This window comes from Pseudomonas sp. ME-P-057 (genome assembly GCF_030208975.1).
In the GTDB taxonomy this organism is placed as follows: domain Bacteria; phylum Pseudomonadota; class Gammaproteobacteria; order Pseudomonadales; family Pseudomonadaceae; genus Aquipseudomonas; species Aquipseudomonas lutea.
The window spans coordinates 13,765-28,978 of sequence record NZ_JARVSX010000002.1 but is presented as its reverse complement, the minus strand read 5'-3'; the positions used below and the strand labels follow the sequence as shown (position 1 = coordinate 28,978).

Below are 15,214 nucleotides of genomic sequence, written 5' to 3'. Positions count from 1 at the left end.
CATTCTTCCAGCCACCATCCGCCTCACTGAACCACCGCGTTCGCCAGCAAGCCGGCTCCTACAAAGAGCTGCGTGCATCCGTAGGAGTGGCTTTTGCCGGGACGTTTTTTGCCTTCGCTGTCGCTATTTCTGTTGCTGTTGCTGTTGCTTGTGATCGTTCCCACGCTCCGCGTGGGAATGCCGCCTCGGACGCTCTGCGTCCTGCATGCGCCGATCTGGCCGGGTCTACGCGGTCTTCTGTAGGAGCCGGCTTGCTGGCGAAGGCATTCTTCCAGCCACCATCCGCCTGACTGGACCACCGCGTTCGCCAGCAAGCCGGCTCCTACAGAGAGGTGCGTGCATCCCGTAGTACTGGCTTCAGCCGGGAAGCTTTTGCTTTTGCTGTGGCTGTTGCTTTTGCTCTTTCCTGCGCAAAAAGCTCAGTCACCGCAAAACGCGACTTGGGTGCAGGCTGAACGCAGGTTTTGCGCAGTGGGCCGAGCGGCATGGATGCCGCGAGAGCGCCGTCAGGACAGGGATGTCCGTCCGGCGCGGGCCCACAGGAGCAAGACCGGAGTGAGGGAACCCGACGAAGGAGGGCCAAACCAGGAGCACAAGCCCTTGGCTGCTCTTTGAAATTGAAGGCGGGGCTCTATCAAGTAACTCGCCGAAGGCGAAACAGTTCTGCCGACAGGCAGCCCCCTCAAAGCGCCGCTCTGATCAAGAGCCAGCCAACAATCCCAGCGCCAACACAAAACAAAAACCCCGCCTAAGCGGGGTTCTCAGCCAATCAAAACCACAAACAATCACTTGGCCTGATAAATAATCCCGGGACTGCACTGCACCATCTGATAATGATCCGGCAACCCGTTCAGCGCCTCCGACGCACCCAGGAACAAATAGCCCCCTGGCTTCAACGTCGAATGAATCCGCAACAAAATGTCCTTCTTCACATCCGCCGAAAAATAGATCAACACGTTGCGGCAGAAGACCATATCGAACTTGCCCAACGCCGCATAACTGTCCAACAAGTTAAACGAACGAAACTCGACGCGGCTTTTGATCGGCGCCTTCACCGTCCAGCGCCCTGGCGTCTTCTGATCGAAAAACCGCTGCAGACGGTCCGGCGACAAACCACGACCGATGGCCAGGCTGTCGTATTCGCCCGTCTTGCAATTGTTCAACATCGTGCCCGACAGATCCGTCGCCACAATCTGCACGCCCGATTTCAACTGCCCGGGATTGCTGCGCTCGAACTCATCGATCGACATCGACAGCGAATACGGTTCTTGCCCTGACGAACACGCCGCCGACCAGATACGCAAGCGCTGGTTAGGGCTGGCCTTGATCGCCTCAGGCAACACCTTGTTCTTCAGCACTTCGAAGGGGTACGTATCGCGGAACCACAGCGTCTCGTTGGTCGTCATCGCATCAACCACCTGCTCGCGCAGGCCACTGCGCGGCTGGGTCTGAATGCGTTGAATCAACTCCCCCAACGACTTGATGGACTGCTGCTCCATCAATTTATTGAGACGGCTGGACACCAGATACTGTTTGTTCTCACCCAGCAAAATGCCGCAGGCTTTTTCCAGGAAGACCCGGAACTGTTCAAAATCCAAATTACCTGTCGACATGCCGCCTCTCAAAATCATGTGAACAGCAAGGAGGAAAACCCCTCCTCAGCTGATATCTGCCGCCTTGATCCGATCTACCACCCTCGCCGCCAGATCATCCGGCCGGAACTTGGCCAGGAAATCATCAGCGCCGACTTTCTTCACCATCGCCTGGTTGAACACGCCCGACAGCGACGTGTGCAGCACGATGTGCAGCTTCTGCATGCGCGGATCGCTGCGGATCTCGGCAGTAAGGGTATAGCCATCCATCTCCGGCATTTCAATGTCGGAGATCATCATCAAGAATTCTTCTTCCGGTTTCTTGCCTTCATCGACCAGTTTGCGCAGGAACTCGAGCGCCTGACGACCGTCATTCAACGCCGTCACTTCCACACCCACGGTTTGCAGGCAACGGGTGACCTGCTTGCGCGCCACCGACGAGTCATCCACGGTCAACACGCGCAACGACAGCGCCTTGTGTTGCACCTCGGCCGTGACCACGCCGACCGAGATGTTCTCGGAAACCGGCGCCACTTCGGCGAGGATCTTCTCGACGTCGATGATCTCCACCAACTGGTTGTCCAGACGCGTCACCGCCGTGAGGTAGTGGTCGCGACCGGTGCCCTTGGGTGGCGGATGAATGTCTTCCCAGTTCATGTTGACGATGCGTTCCACCGCATGCACCAGGAAGCCCTGAATCTTGGTGTTGTACTCCGTGATGATCACGAAGGAATTGGCGATGTCGCTCAGCGGCTTGCCGCCGGTCGCCAGTGCCAGGTCGAGGATCGGGATGGTCCCGCCACGAATATTTGCCACGCCGCGCACAATCGGACTGGATTTGGGCATGTGGGTAAGTTTCGGGCACTGAAGCACCTCTTTTACCTTGAACACGTTGATCCCGTACAACTGCTTGCCGTCCAAACGGAACAGCAACAGTTCAAGGCGGTTCTGCCCTACCAGTTGAGTGCGCTGGTTTACTGAATCCATCACACCAGCCATGCACCACTCCTCCCAAAACGACCAATTGCGCTACCGAATCGGTAAGCGGCACGGGCCTTGCTATTTACTCATCATGAACACACAAACGACAGTATCCCGACGCCCGGCACCCGCAACTCGCAGCTTCATTCGCGTGCTCGTTGCGCTGTGTCTGTTGTGTGCCGCTGGCCTGGGCCGTGCGGACAACATGACGCTGCCTGAAACCCTTATCGGCGTGACCCAGGGCTTTCTTGAATTCACTGTTGAAGACTATATGGCAACCAACCAGACCGCAGGCCGTTACGACATCGAGGTCAAGCAACTCGACCCTCGTCTGCGCATGCCGCTGTGTGACAAGGATTTGACAGCCTCACTGGAAAGCCCGGCCCAGCCGATTGGCCGCGTCACCGTGCGCGTTCGCTGTGAAGGCACGTCGCCGTGGACGGTGTTCGTTCCCGCCCAAGTCCATCTGTACCGCAATGTGGTCACCGCAGTTCGCCCGATGAAGCGTGATGCCATCGTGTCCGAGGGCGATGTGGCATTGCGTGAACGTGACGTCAGTCTGTTGGGTCAGGGATTCCTGGACTCACTCGATCAGGCGATCGGGCAAAAGGTTGTCCGACCAACGGTCATCGATCAGATACTGACGCCGGTGCATCTGGATCAACCACAAATGGTTCACAAGGGTGATCAGGTCGTGATCAGCGCGCGCAGCGGTTCAATGAGCGTGCGCATGCCGGGCGAAGCACTCTCGGACGGCGGTTTCAACGAGCAAATACGGGTAAAGAACCTCAATTCCAAACGCGTGATCAAAGCCAATATCGTGGCCCCCGGCCAGGTCGAGGTTGCTATGTAAGTCACATCTGAAGGCAAGACCTCTGGCGCTGTGCCTGCGCTTTTCCTACACTCGGAACCCCAATGACCCGTGCGAAGTCCATTCGAGACTGTTTTCGCACGGGCCCTAAAGTTATTCCGGGTTTGGCCGAAACCAAGGCAAGCGTCCTAGAACCCAGAGGTTTTTCAATCATGGTCATCGACTTCAACCGTTTGAACAGCTCCACTACCGTTGGCAGTACGACTCGTACCGCCAGCACCAAGGAAGCCGCAAAAACCGAAGCTACGGCAGCGGTCAGCGGCACCTCGAGCGTGCCCGGTAGCGGTGAGGCAGTACATTTGAGCAGCGAAGCTCAACAGTTGCAGAAGATCAGCGATTCGTTGCGTGATCAGCCAGTCGTCAACAGCAGCCGCGTGGCTGAGTTGAAGCAGGCGATCGCCGACGGCAGCTACAAGGTCGACAGCAATCGTGTTGCAAGCAAACTGCTTAACTTCGAAGCCCAGCGCTAGCCCCCGGTCTGCGCAGGGGCTTCTGGACGCTTAAACACCAGGGCATGCGATGCAAGACACTACATTGCTTCAACTCATCACGGACGACATTGCGCCGGCCCGGCATCTGCTGGACATCCTGAAAGCCGAGTCAGTGGCTCTTCACGGGCGCAATATGGTCGAAATGGAACACATCCTGGCGCAGAAACAGGCGCTGGTGATCGTGCTTGAGCAGCATGGACGCAGACGTACCCAGCTGATGACCAGCCTGGGCCTGCCCGCCAATCGGGCGGGACTCGAAGAAGTGGCCCGGCATTCTTCAGTGGGCGAAGCCTTGCTGGCTTCGGGCGATGAACTCAGCGCATTGATGAGTGAATGCCAGGCAGCCAATGAGCAGAACGGCAGCCTCATCCAGCTCCAGCAACTCACCACGGCACAGCAGTTGAGGATCCTCAACGGCGGCGACACCCCCACGCTCTACGATAGCCGCGGCTCGACGTCGGGCAAGGCCAGACCGCGTCCGCTCAGCCAGGCGTAAGTTCTTGTATCAAGGCGCGCAGCATGGTGGCAATATGCCGCGCGCTGCACGCTGTCGTTATTTGCCTGGAGATGGATAGACCGTGAATGCCTCAAGCGCGGACGATGTTCCGCAGCCCCCGAAGGTTCTGAACACCCCCCTCGAAATCGCCGCCAATCTACGGCTGTTGATGGAAAGTCATGACCCGCTGATCATCACTTTTCACGAGCGTAGCCAGCGTTTTCAGAGTTACGTCATCGACGTCGACCGCGACACTAACGCGGTTACCTTCGACGAGATGATCCCGCGCGACGGTGAGCGTTTCCTCGCGGCTGGCGAACCTTTCAAAGTCGAGGGCTTCCACGATGGCGTGCGGATCGCCTGGGAAAGCAAAGCACAGCTGACAGTGATCGAAGAACCGCGCAGTTATCGCGGCCCCCTCCCCGAAGAAGTGGTTTATCACCAGCGCCGTAACGCATTCCGTGCGGCGCTCAAGCTCGCTTCGCTGATCAATGTCGAGATCGGTGGCGACAAGCTGAAGTCTCCGCTGCGCGGCAAATTGCTGGACGTCTCCGCGCTGGGTTGCAAGCTGCGTTTCGAAGGCGATGTGTCCGAACGCATGCAGTTGGGTCAGGTTTACGAACGCTTCATCGCCGCCCTGCCCTTCGGCAACATGACCACGCCGGTGGAGCTGCGCTACCTGCACTTCGAAGAGCGCATCAACACCACATTCGCCGGCGTGCGCTTCCACAACATGAGCGGGTTGGTGCAGCGTCAGGTCGAGCGTTTTGTTTACCAGTTGCAGCGTGAAGCGCGACGCTTCGACAAAGACGACGATTTTTGATCGGCTATTGCCCAGGCGACATCGTAGTTAACTGATTCAGAGCCGTTTGCGGGGTCGCTCGAGTTTCGGACGGCGCCGCAATCCAGCGCGCTCCTACAGGTTTTGCATCGGTCAAAATGTCGGCATCAGGCAGAAACCTGTAGGAGTGAGCTTGCTCGCGAATAGGGTGAGTCCGCCGAAATCCATTTCACAGACACCCCGCCATCGCCCGGATGCGCCCCAGAGCAAGCTCGCTCCCACATGGCTTTGCCGTTAGCGCAGCTTCAGCATGAGTAACGAGACATGTGGGGGCCAAATCAGCAGCCCCCCCATCACAAAGGCCGATCCACCCCGACATCCCGACGCACTTCGGTCGTCTCGTCCAGCCCTGACGCCTCAGGCTCGACAGCCACTTCCTCATCCATGATCGCCACCGGCCGCACAACGCCCTCGCCTGACGCCACAACCCGCTCGACCATCTCCGGCTGCACGTCGCTCTCGGCTGCCACATCAGGCGAAACCTCAGGCTCAGGCTCAACGTCCTGCATCTGATCCTGTACCACTTGCTCATCGACCCGGGGGTCGAGGGCAACCACCAGCGGTGAGCTGGACATGCTGTCGGGCATCGCGATGTGATGCAGCGGTGCGTCTTCGACCTGGTGCAGGTTGGTCACAGCCTTCGGACGAATCCGCGTCACCAGCACCAATGCCACGAAGCAGACGAACGCGTAGAGCATGTTGCTGCCGAACATCTTCATCAGCACGCCGGAGACCAGCGGGCCGATACTGGCGCCGACGCCGTAGGTCATAAGCAGCATGGCCGTCAGGGAGACGCGCCGCTCGCCTTCGACGTGGTCGTTGGAGAAGGCCACGGCCAGGGGATACAGCGAAAACTGCAGCAGTGAGGCAACGAAGCCCACCGCCAACAGCACTTCCATCGGCACATTGGGCAGCACCGCCAGCGGCAGCGATGCCAGCACCAGCAAGCCGGCGACGCCACGGATCAGCCAGGCGCGGTCGTAGCGGTCGGACAACTTGCCCAGCGGGCCTTGGACGATAAGGCCCGCGCCGATGCAACTGGCCATGAACAAGCCGACGTGCTCGGTCGACAACCCCTGTTGCGCGGCATACAGAGGCGCCAGACCGTAAAACGAGCCGATGACCATGCCGGCGCTCAGCACCGTGGTCAGTGACTGGGGCACGCGGCGCATGAAGAAAAGCGGCTCCAGCGGCGCCGGGTGCATCGGCGCCGGGTGAATGCTGCGGGTCATGGCTACCGGCACCAGACACAGCGCAAAACACATCGCCACCAGCATCAGCAGCTCAGGGCCCAACTGCGGGTGGACCACCAGGATCAATTGCCCGAGGACCAGCCCCAGGTAGGACGCAATCATGTACAGGCTGAACACCGTACCGCGCTGCTTGGGCGAGGCCTGCTCGTTGAGCCAGCTCTCGATGACCATGTACTGGCACATCATGCCCAGGCCGACGATCATCCGCAGGAAGATCCAAGCCGGTAGATAGTCAAACAGTCCGTGGCCCAGCACCGCTGCGCCGACGATGCCGGCGCAGGTCGCGTACGCACGGATGTGCCCTATTCGCCCGATCAGCCGGTGGCCGATCTTGCCGCCCAGCGCCAGCCCGACGTAGTTGGCCGCCATCAACGCGCCGACCCACAAACCGTCGACCTGATCCGCCGCCAGACGCAGGGCCAAGTAGGTGCTCAACAGGCCCGAGCCGATCAACATCATCAGCGAAGCGAAGTACAGCGCTCGAAAGGACTTCCAGATTTGGCGCATAGCTTTCCAAAAAACAGAAACCCTCTTCTGCAGAGGATTTCCGAACAGCGATTCTTAAGCCTGAGCGGCCAGAACGCGGCGCTCCCAGGGAGTGATTTCGTTGAAGAAACTGGTCATTTCCAGGGTCTTCGACGCGATGTAGCCTTCGATGAATTCGGCACCAAACAGTTCCTTGGCCAGCGAGCTGCGAGTCAGACGTTCCAGGGCAGCGTGCAAGGTACATGGCAACGACAGATTATCGGGCACAACGAACTCGCCTTGAATCGGCGGCGATGGCTCCAGCGAATGCTCAATGCCATGCAGACCCGCAGCCAGACTGGCGGCAATGGCCAGATAGGGGTTGGCATCCGCGCCGGGCAAACGGTTCTCGACCCGACGGGCGACCGGCGAACTGGCCGGAATGCGCAGGCCTGCCGCACGGTTGTCATGCGACCAGCAGGCATTGTTGGGCGAGGCGAAGGGATGGCACAGGCGCTGGTAGGAATTGACGTTCGGCGCGAACAACGCAGTGAAATCGGCCATGGCCGCCTGCTGCCCGCCGATGAAATGATGAAACAGCGCAGTGGCTTCGCCCTGAGCGTCGCTGAAAATGTTCTGCCCGGTGGCGGTCTCGACCACGCTCTGGTGAATGTGCATCGAGCTGCCGGGCGTGTGCGCCAGCGGTTTGGCCATGCACACCACAATCAGGCCGTGCTTGAGCGCGACTTCCTTGAGCATGTGTTTGAACAGGAACGTCTGGTCGGCGAGTAAAAGCGGATCGCCGTGCAGGAGATTGATCTCGAACTGGCTGACGCCCATCTCGTGCATCACCGTGTCGCGCGGCAGGCCGAGCGCGGCCATGCAGGCATAGACTTCCTTGAAGAACGGCCGCAGCCCGTTGTTGGAGCTGATGCTGAACGCTGAATGGCCGTCTTCCCGACGACCGTCCAGACCGACCGGTGGTTGAAACGGCTGGGTCGGATCGGGGTTGGCGGCGAAGACGAAAAACTCCAGCTCGGTGGCCACTACCGGCGACCAGCCATGACGGGCATAGCGGGCAATGACGGATTTGAGCTGGCTACGCGTGGATAAAGGCGATGGCTGACCGTCGAGCTCGTCGGCATCACAGATGGCCAAGGCGCGGGGCTCGTCGCTCCATGGCAGAAGATGGGTCTGCTGCGGGTCGGCAACCAACGCCAGATCGCCGTCGTCGCTGCCGTAGAATCTGGACGGCGGGTAGCCGCCCATGATGCATTGCAGCAGCACGCCGCGGGCCAGCTGCAAGCGACGGCCTTCCAGAAAGCCATCGGCGGTCATCACCTTCCCTCGTGGCACGCCATTCAAGTCCGGCGTGACGCATTCAATTTCATCAATGCCCATCAGTCGCTGCGCGAGTGAATGGTGGTCATCGCTACTCATGACTCAAGTCCTTTTTCGTTGGGCACACCGCATCGCGGCAAGGCGTACAAAATAAGCGTCAGGCGTTCGGAATATCAAGCGACGGTTCCCAAACCTGCTGGAACAGGCAGCGTAGGCCGTCGTCCCGGCCGGTCTGGATCAGCGCCGCGCACAGTGGCGGCTTTGTTGATAACCCGTTACTCCATGGGCGTGACAGGTATTGGCCGATTTTTTGCTACCCAAGCTGTACGCCGCCTTCAGACGCCATTTTTTCGGCACCGGCTGAAGCGCGCCATGTGACGCCCCCGCTCGACGCCTGCTGCGGTCGTAGGGTTCTCAACCGCCCATGAGCCTTGTTGTCCATGTCCAATTCGATTCCTGTCACGAGTCCACTGCTTCCTCCGCTGGAAGAGTTCATGCCGTTTCTGGAGGAAATCTGGGCCAGCAAGCGCCTTACCAACGGCGGGCCGTTCCATGAGCAGCTGGAAGCCGCGCTGGCCGAACACCTGGGCGTCGAGCACGTCTGCCTGTTCTCCAACGGGACCCTGGCGCTGGTCACCGCGCTGCAGGCCTTGCGCGTCACCGGCGAGGTGATCACCACGCCGTATTCATTCGTCGCCACTGCTCATTCGCTGTTGTGGAACAGCCTCAAGCCGGTGTTCGTCGACATCGACCCGCTGACCAATAACCTGGACCCCAAGCGCATCGAGGAGGCCATCACGCCGGCGACCACGGCGATCCTCCCTGTTCACTGCTACGGGATCCCCTGTGAGGTCGATGCCATTCAGAAAATCGCCGACACCTACGGCTTGAAGGTCATCTATGACGCTGCCCACGCATTCGGTGTTCAGCACAATGGCACCAGCGTGCTGAATCACGGTGATCTGTCGGTGCTCAGCTTTCACGCCACCAAGGTCTTCAACACCTTCGAAGGCGGCGCGATCATCTGCCACGACCGCAAGACCAAGCAGCGCATTGATTACCTGAAAAACTTCGGCTTTGCCGATGAAGTCACCATCATGGCGCCGGGTATCAACGGCAAGATGAACGAAATCCAGGCCGCGTTCGGCATGCTCCAGTTGCGCCACATAGACGCTGCGCTGCAGGCGCGCAAGCGTTTGTTCGACCGCTACGCCGAAGCGCTGGCAGACCTGCCGGGCATCACGTTGCTGGAACAGCCGGCCGGTGTGGACTGGAATTACGCCTATTGCCCGGTGTTCATCGAGGCCTCGCGATTCGGCGTGAGCCGCGACGAGATGTACAACCGCTATCGTGCACGCGATGTCCTTGTGCGCCGTTACTTCTACCCGTTGATCACCGAATTCCCGATGTACCGCAGCTTGCCCAGTTCGGACGCTGCGAGGCTGACCCATGCTCACCTGATTTCCAGCCGCGTGCTGTGCCTGCCGATTTACCCCGACCTGACGGACGAGCAGCAGGACTCCATCATCGACATTTTGCTCAGCGCTCGCGGGGCCTGACCGATGCAATCCATAGTGATCGCCCCCAGTCAGCGCCATGCCGGGTTAGAGCCGTCGACGAAGGACGATGCGCTGCTGGCTCAGGGGCGGATTGCGCTCATGCAGCCGTATTTTCTTCCTTACCTGGGCTACTTTCAGCTGATCGCCGCCAGCGACTGTTTTGTGCTGTATGACAACGTGCAGTTCATCAAAAACGGCTGGATCGAGCGCAACCGCTACTTGCTGGAGGGTGAGCCGAAATGGTTCGGTCTGCCGCTGGCCAAAGGCAGCCACTCGCAGTTAATCAATCAACGCCAGGTGTCGCCGCACTTTGATATCGACACGGTCATCAGCCGGCTCGCATTTGCCTACCGCAAGGCGCCTCACGCGGAGCGCACGCTGACCTGGCTTGAAGCGCTGCTCAAGTTACCCGCCGGCAATATTGCCGAGTTCAATGAGCTGGCGCTGCGCTCCTGTTGCAGCCTGTTGCGCATTCATACGCCGATCGTCCGGGCCAGCGAATGGGCGCCGGTATCCCATGCCAAGGGGCAGGCACGCGTAATCGAGACGATCAGGGCGATCGGCGGCACCCGTTACCTCAACCCGGTTGCAGGTGGCGCGATGTACGACAGCGTCGAGTTCGCCGACGCCGGTTACGCGCTGGAACTCCTCGAACCCGAACTTGGCGCTTACGAGCAGCTGGGCAAACCGTTTGTGCCCGCGCTTTCGATCCTCGACTTGCTGATGTTCAACGACCTGGAGACCGTCAGCACCTGTGCCCGGCGCGGGAAAGTCATTGATGGATAAGGCCATGGGCGGCTTCTTCGAGCTGGAACTGCGCAAAGGTCAGCCGCTTTTCCCGGGCGCCCGTGCTTACAACCTCGCGCGCTCGGCGTTTCAGGCGCTGCTGCTCGCACAGAAGGTTCGCAGGGTCTGGTTACCGCACTATGTGTGCGCGGTCGTGCCCGACGCCGCACGTGCCATTGATGTCGAGGTTGTGCGTTACGGCCTGGATGCCGCGCTGGAGCCTGCCAGCCTGCCCTCGCTGGCCGCCGATGAGGCGTTTCTTTACGTCAATTATTTTGGGCTCAAGGACGCGTATATCCGCAACACCCTGGTCGAACGGCTCCGTCACGGCTTGATCGTCGACAATTCGCAGTCACTCTTCAGCGCCGCCGAAATGGGCGTCCCCACGCTCTATTCCCCTCGCAAGTTCGTCGGCGTGCCCGACGGCGGCTGGTTGGTGAACGGGCCGGTCGATCTGCCATCGGCCACGCCTGGACAATCGGCGGATCGGTTCGAGGCCTTGCTCGGCCGCCTCGCTGGCCCGCCGGAAGCGCACTACGCGGCCTTTCTCGACGTTGAGCACGCACTCGGTGCGGAAGGTTTGCGCGGGATGTCCGGCGCCACTGCGCAGCTGCTCGACAGCATTGACTACCCTTACATCGAGCAGCGACGACGTGACAATTTTTCGGTATTGCATGACGCACTGGGCCCGATCAACCACCACGGCGGCCTGAACTTAGCGCCCGCTCCGGCGCTGTGTTACCCGTTCATGGCAGCCGACCCCGACGAGGCCGCGCGCCTGCGCCAGACGCTGTTGAGCGAGAGGGTCTACGTGCCTTGCTACTGGCGGGAGGTGCTGTCGGAGCCCGGCGTTCCGGCGCTGGAGCGAGAACTGGCGGGCAGGCTTTTACCGCTTCCGATTGATCAGCGCTACGGCGTTGAAGACATGAACAGACTGGCCGCGATCGTCATCGACAGCCATCCGCGACTTGCGACCGAACCCTGGAATCAAAACCACAATGACTGCCCATAGTCTGCATCAGCAGATCGCGAATCCTTACTACATCTACGCACCCGATTATCGGGAGACTTCTTCCGGCATCTGCGTGCTGCATTACCTCTGCCATGCCCTCAACATCTCGGGGCACGAGGCGTATGTGGCGCTGTGCGACGTGGTGAACCCGCAACTGCGCACACCATTCCTGACCGAAGCGATTATGGAACAGCACCGGCGAGCAGGCCGGGTGCCCATTGCCGTCTACCCCGAGGTGATCGATGGCAACCCGCTGGGTAGCGCGGTGGTCGTGCGTTACATCCTCAATCGCGAAGGCTTCCTGAACGGGCGTGATGTGGGCGCCGCCGACACTGATCTTTTCTTCTACTACGCCGAAGACTTCAAGGACAGCACGTCGCAAGGCAACATGCTGACCCTGCCGGTGATCGATTCGCAACTGTTTTGCCCTCCAGACAAGCCCACCGACCGTACGAAGAGTTATCTGTACCTGCATCGCTATCCGTACGACCAGATCGACTTCCGTCTGCTGCCGGAAGACGTAGAGCTGCTGACCTTTAAAAATCCCAAGACCCTTGCCGAGCTTGCCGAAGTTTTCAAATACGCAAAAGCTCTGTACTCGTATGAAATTTCCACAATCTGCACAGAAGCCATGCTTTGCGGCTGCCCGGTCATCTATTTCAAGGGCGAGCACATTCAGACGCTTCCGTTCACGAGCTATATCGGGGACTTGGGTGCCACATTGCACGATGAGCCCGGCGGGTATGAACGGGCCCGAGATACGGTGGCTGGTGTATACGACATCTGGCTGGACATGGAGGTTGAGTTCTGGAGCCAGTTCCGCAGTTTTATCGACCTCACCCAGCACGCGGCAGACGATTACAAGCTTACTCAGCAGCCTTCCATTGAGCGGTGGCTTAAAGACCGCTACCTGACGCCTGCGCAACGCACGATCATGGCTGACCATTTGGCACAACTGCCGCGCGGGGATGTGCTTGTAGTGGTCGTGGACACAGAAAACGATCCCGAGGCGCTGAAGACGACGCTGACCAGCCTCGACGCATGGCAGAGCCTGGCCGCGCGCGACGTGGCGCAAGTGGTTTACAGCCCCCTGCCCTGTCCGCCAGACCTGACATTCGGCACGCAGTGGGAAGCGGCGGGAGAGACCGCAGCGCGGATAAACGCCCGCTTTGAGGACAGCGACGCGCAGTGGTTGCTGGTATTACGCGCCGGCGACGTGCTCTTGCCGAGCGGCATCACGTGCCTGGAACCCCGCTTGTCCGAGACCCAGGCCAGCCTGATCTTCTGCGATGAAATTCACCGCTCGGGCAATACCCTGGGCGCCGCGTTCAGACCTGATATGAACCTGGATTTCCTGCTTAGCCTGCCTGTCATTACCGCGGGTCACTGGCTCATGCGTCGTGATGCGTTTTTTGCAGCCGGCGGGTTTGATCCCGCCCTGCCGCAGGCGCTTGAGCTGGACTTGATTCTGCGCGTGATCGAACGAAACGGCTTGCCGTGTGTAGAGCATGTCGCGGAACCACTGCTGATTTGCGAGACGCCGACGCTTGATGAAAACCCTGATGAAGTCATCGCCCTTGGCCGCCATCTGGAGCGGCGTGGTTACTCGGAGCACACCATCGAGCAGGGCCCGGCCAGGCATTACCATCTCAAATACGGCCACGTCGATCAGCCACTGGTTTCGATCATCATTCCAACCAAAGACCAGTTGCACCTTCTGCAGCGATGCGTCGAAAGCATTCTGGAAAAAACGCGTTACTTCCATTACGAAATCATCATTGTCGATAACAACAGTGAGGCTGCTGACGCAGTGGCCTGGCTCCGCGAAATCGAAGCCATCGGCGGCCAGAAGGTTCGCGTGCTGCGCTACCCCGATGCTTTCAACTTCTCTGCGATCAACAACCTGGCGGCCCGACATGCCAACGGCGAATACCTGGTCCTGCTGAACAACGACACAGCGGTGCTGCAGGATGACTGGCTGGAGGCGCTGCTCAATCACGCGCTGCGGCCGGAAGTTGGAATCGTCGGCGCGAAACTGCTCTACCCCAGCGGCAATATCCAGCACGCCGGCGTCATCGTGGGCCTGGAAGGGCCTGCGGCGCATCCGTTCATCGGTCTGGCTGGCGACGCGGCCGGCTACATGCAGCGTCTGCTGGTGGACCAGAATTACAGCGTGGTCACGGCGGCCTGTCTGATGATCCGCAAGTCGGTCTATGACGAGGTCGGCGGTCTCGACGAGGAGCACTTGACGGTTTCCTACAATGACGTGGACCTCTGCCTCAAGGTCGGCGCCCAGGGGTATCTGAACGTCTGGACGCCTCATGCGTGCCTGCTCCATGAAGGCAGTGTCAGCCAGAAAGCCATCGACATTGCCACATTCGAAAGCAAGCTCGCACGCTTCAGCGGCGAGCAGGCGCATATGTATTCCAAGTGGCTGCCGGTTCTGGCCGCCGACCCGGCGTACAACCGCAACCTGTCCCTGAACAATGGCGGTTTCCATTTTGACGGGCGATCCCGGTTGTCCTGGAAGCCGCTGTCCTGGCGACCGCTCCCCGTCGTGCTGGCGCATCCTGCGGACTCGCAACCCTCATCCAGCCGACGCCTTGCCCAACCCTTCGAGACGTTGCAGGACAGCGGCGAGGTCGACGGCATGATCAGCCGTCACTTGCTCAGCGAAGTCGAATTGCAGCGGTTCGGACCGGACGTCATCGTCCTGCAACGGCGTATTGACGCCCCGCGCCTGCAGATGATGCGCAAGATCCATGCGTTCTCGGGGGCGTTCAAGGTGCTGGACATCGACCAGTACCCGGCCGGTCTCGACCTCACCGGTCAGGTCAACGGCCAGGGCGTGGACATCAAGCAATCGCTCAAGGAGGCCCTGAGCTATGTGGATCGACTCGTAGTGCCTACGGGAGGTCTTGCCGAACTGTTCAAGGGTTGGCACGCCGATATCCGGGTGGTGCCTACCCTGCTGCCTGCCAGCTGGAGTCAGGTTGCACACACCCAGGCGCTGACGCAAAGGCCGCGCGTGGCCTGCCTCATGGGAGCGGCCGTTGGCGAGGACAGCCTCATGGTGGAGGCGATCGTCAAAGCGCTCGCCGGCGAGGTTGAATGGGTGTTTATGGGCAAGGCGCCCGTCGCATTGCGCAAGTACGCGCACGAGACGCACCTGAACGCCCACACGCAGGATGCTCCGGGAATGTTAAGTGCGCTCGACCTTGACCTGGCGTTGCTGCCAATGACATTGAACGCTGCCAATCACTGCCGCAGCAATACGATGGCCCTCGAATACGGCGCCTGCGGTGTACCGGTGATCACCAGCGATGTCGACGGCCTGCGCGGAGCCTTGCCAATCACACGGCTGGCCAACGATGCGACGTTGTGGGTGCGCGAAATTCGCACGCGCCTGGCAGACCGCGAAGCCGCCAGGCAGGAAGGAGCGGCACTGTGCGCTGAAGTGCGTAGCGGATGGATCAGTACCCCGGATGGCGCGCGCGATTCGCTGCGCAGCTGGTTGCCTGAATGA

The 15,214-nt window shown here is 60.1% G+C and carries 12 protein-coding genes; 8 read left to right on the top strand and 4 right to left on the bottom strand.

All coding sequences use genetic code 11. The features are described from left to right. Positions 1-785 precede the first annotated feature (785 nt). Both cheR and QRN48_RS01450 read right to left on the bottom strand, forming a co-directional pair. A complete protein-coding gene (gene cheR, locus QRN48_RS01455) occupies positions 786-1,613 on the bottom strand; it encodes a protein-glutamate O-methyltransferase CheR (protein ID WP_037013138.1) in 828 nt (275 codons plus the stop codon). A 45-nt stretch (positions 1,614-1,658) separates the two neighbouring features. After that, positions 1,659-2,591, bottom strand: a complete 933-nt coding sequence (locus QRN48_RS01450) for a chemotaxis protein CheV (protein WP_122534843.1) — start codon at positions 2,589-2,591, stop codon at positions 1,659-1,661. 73 nt (positions 2,592-2,664) lie between these two features. Here QRN48_RS01450 and flgA point away from each other — a divergent pair, with 73 nt between their 5' ends. The 4 genes from flgA (at position 2,665) to QRN48_RS01430 (ending at position 5,254) form a co-directional block, all read left to right on the top strand. Next, positions 2,665-3,426: a flagellar basal body P-ring formation chaperone FlgA gene (flgA, locus tag QRN48_RS01445; protein ID WP_285348508.1), complete on the top strand. Its 762-nt coding sequence runs from the start codon at positions 2,665-2,667 to the stop codon at positions 3,424-3,426. A gap of 170 nt (positions 3,427-3,596) precedes the next feature. Then, a complete protein-coding gene (gene flgM / locus QRN48_RS01440) occupies positions 3,597-3,914 on the top strand; it encodes a flagellar biosynthesis anti-sigma factor FlgM (RefSeq protein WP_037011641.1) in 318 nt (105 codons plus the stop codon). 49 nt (positions 3,915-3,963) lie between these two features. Next, complete coding sequence (locus tag QRN48_RS01435) at positions 3,964-4,431, top strand: flagella synthesis protein FlgN (RefSeq protein ID WP_037011643.1); 468 nt, start codon at positions 3,964-3,966, stop codon at positions 4,429-4,431. A gap of 82 nt (positions 4,432-4,513) precedes the next feature. Then, positions 4,514-5,254 (top strand): flagellar brake protein, encoded by a 741-nt coding sequence (locus QRN48_RS01430; protein WP_191945403.1) that lies wholly within the window; start codon positions 4,514-4,516, stop codon positions 5,252-5,254. Between the two features lie 311 nt (positions 5,255-5,565). On the opposite strand, the gene QRN48_RS01425 is transcribed toward QRN48_RS01430, so the two are convergent. Both QRN48_RS01425 and QRN48_RS01420 read right to left on the bottom strand, forming a co-directional pair. After that, entirely contained in the window at positions 5,566-7,032 is a 1,467-nt protein-coding gene (locus QRN48_RS01425) for an MFS transporter (RefSeq protein WP_191945404.1), read from the bottom strand. A 54-nt stretch (positions 7,033-7,086) separates the two neighbouring features. After that, entirely contained in the window at positions 7,087-8,328 is a 1,242-nt protein-coding gene (locus QRN48_RS01420) for a glutamine synthetase family protein (RefSeq protein ID WP_285348570.1), read from the bottom strand. A gap of 443 nt (positions 8,329-8,771) precedes the next feature. Between QRN48_RS01420 and vioA the strand changes: the two genes are divergently transcribed. From vioA to QRN48_RS01400, 4 genes are read left to right on the top strand one after another with little or no spacing between them, the layout of a single operon-like run. Continuing rightward, positions 8,772-9,890 carry a dTDP-4-amino-4,6-dideoxy-D-glucose aminotransferase VioA gene (gene vioA / locus QRN48_RS01415; RefSeq protein WP_285348502.1) on the top strand — a complete coding sequence of 373 codons (1,119 nt, stop codon included), beginning with the start codon at positions 8,772-8,774 and terminating at the stop codon, positions 9,888-9,890. Positions 9,891-9,893: 3 nt separating this feature from the next. Further along, positions 9,894-10,676 carry a WbqC family protein gene (locus QRN48_RS01410; protein WP_285348501.1) on the top strand — a complete coding sequence of 261 codons (783 nt, stop codon included), beginning with the start codon at positions 9,894-9,896 and terminating at the stop codon, positions 10,674-10,676. Next, the gene (locus tag QRN48_RS01405) at positions 10,669-11,688 is read left to right on the top strand and encodes a hypothetical protein (protein WP_285348499.1); all 1,020 of its coding nucleotides are present in this window, start codon (positions 10,669-10,671) and stop codon (positions 11,686-11,688) included. The genes QRN48_RS01410 and QRN48_RS01405 overlap by 8 nt, the downstream gene beginning before the upstream one ends. After that, positions 11,675-15,214, top strand: coding sequence for a glycosyltransferase (locus tag QRN48_RS01400; RefSeq protein WP_285348498.1), 3,540 nt, complete (start codon positions 11,675-11,677; stop codon positions 15,212-15,214). The genes QRN48_RS01405 and QRN48_RS01400 overlap by 14 nt, the downstream gene beginning before the upstream one ends.

Excerpts from the sequence above, each read along its gene's own strand:
- cheR (WP_037013138.1), bottom strand. The coding sequence starts at position 1,613 with ATGTCGACAGGTAATTTGGATTTTGAACAGTTCCGGGTCTTCCTGGAA.
- QRN48_RS01450 (WP_122534843.1), bottom strand. The coding sequence starts at position 2,591 with ATGGCTGGTGTGATGGATTCAGTAAACCAGCGCACTCAACTGGTAGGG.
- flgA (WP_285348508.1), top strand. The coding sequence starts at position 2,665 with ATGAACACACAAACGACAGTATCCCGACGCCCGGCACCCGCAACTCGC.
- flgM (WP_037011641.1), top strand. The coding sequence starts at position 3,597 with ATGGTCATCGACTTCAACCGTTTGAACAGCTCCACTACCGTTGGCAGT.
- QRN48_RS01435 (WP_037011643.1), top strand. The coding sequence starts at position 3,964 with ATGCAAGACACTACATTGCTTCAACTCATCACGGACGACATTGCGCCG.
- QRN48_RS01425 (WP_191945404.1), bottom strand. The coding sequence starts at position 7,032 with ATGCGCCAAATCTGGAAGTCCTTTCGAGCGCTGTACTTCGCTTCGCTG.
- QRN48_RS01420 (WP_285348570.1), bottom strand. The coding sequence starts at position 8,328 with ATGACCGCCGATGGCTTTCTGGAAGGCCGTCGCTTGCAGCTGGCCCGC.
- vioA (WP_285348502.1), top strand. The coding sequence starts at position 8,772 with ATGTCCAATTCGATTCCTGTCACGAGTCCACTGCTTCCTCCGCTGGAA.
- QRN48_RS01410 (WP_285348501.1), top strand. The coding sequence starts at position 9,894 with ATGCAATCCATAGTGATCGCCCCCAGTCAGCGCCATGCCGGGTTAGAG.
- QRN48_RS01405 (WP_285348499.1), top strand. The coding sequence starts at position 10,669 with ATGGATAAGGCCATGGGCGGCTTCTTCGAGCTGGAACTGCGCAAAGGT.
- QRN48_RS01400 (WP_285348498.1), top strand. The coding sequence starts at position 11,675 with ATGACTGCCCATAGTCTGCATCAGCAGATCGCGAATCCTTACTACATC.